This is a genomic window from Pseudomonas tremae (genome assembly GCF_001401155.1).
In the GTDB taxonomy this organism is placed as follows: Bacteria; Pseudomonadota; Gammaproteobacteria; order Pseudomonadales; family Pseudomonadaceae; genus Aquipseudomonas; species Aquipseudomonas tremae.
The window spans coordinates 1-649 of record NZ_LJRO01000098.1; the positions used below are offsets into that span (position 1 = coordinate 1).

General features: G+C 61.9%; 1 protein-coding gene and 1 pseudogene. One reads left to right on the plus strand and one right to left on the minus strand.

The window, feature by feature from the left end; all coding sequences use genetic code 11:
• Positions 1-151, plus strand: a pseudogene (locus ALO43_RS32335) (tetratricopeptide repeat protein); the annotation flags it as partial.
• A 2-nt stretch (positions 152-153) separates the two neighbouring features.
• On the opposite strand, the gene ALO43_RS08155 reads toward ALO43_RS32335, so the two are convergent.
• A complete protein-coding gene (locus ALO43_RS08155) occupies positions 154-570 on the minus strand; it encodes a hypothetical protein (RefSeq protein ID WP_054072669.1) in 417 nt (138 codons plus the stop codon).
• Between the last annotated feature and the right edge of the window lie 79 nt (positions 571-649).

Consider the following 649-nt stretch of genomic DNA (forward strand, 5'->3'; position numbering starts at 1 on the left):
GGCCGGAAAAGAGAAAGATCTCAAAAACATGACCTTCGACGACATCCCCAAGGCCGAACGCGGCAAGCTGATCGCCGAAGCCCGGCGCGTCAAGGCCATACCGGACCGCGCCGAGCAGGCTCGTGAACTGGGGCTGATTGACGCTAACTGAGGTCATCGGGCCTCCTGTGTGTCGGTGCTGGCCTGTTGCTCTGCCTGACGCCGACGTAGCTCTTCGCGGTCATACCCGTCGATGTAAACCTGCGCGGCGCGCCCGACCGGTGCAGCCATGACAGGCCCGGTGTTACGGCCGTGCATGACATCTGCGCGCTGCTCGACCATTTGCAGCAGAATCAGGTTGCTGGCACAGCCCGGCGGCAACAATGGCTGAAAATCCTCACCTACACCGATCTCGTCCTGTGCAGCTGGTTGCACGCAGGCCTGGGGCACCAGCTCCACACGGCCATCGGCACGGGTGATCGCCGCATAATCCGGTGAATAGCTCACTGGGTCGAGGTGGGTCTTGCAGCCTGCCAGCAGACATAAAAGCATCAGAACCGGCGGGCGTGACATAGCGCAGATAAGGTTCATGGCCATTCCCTTTCAGTTCATGTAAAAGCCGAATGCGCCACCACTGCGCGGACCTGCCGACGCGGTGCTGGCGGGGCGC

Coding starts and splice junctions, on each gene's coding strand:
- ALO43_RS08155 (WP_054072669.1), bottom strand. CDS start 570: ATGAACCTTATCTGCGCTATGTCACGCCCGCCGGTTCTGATGCTTTTA.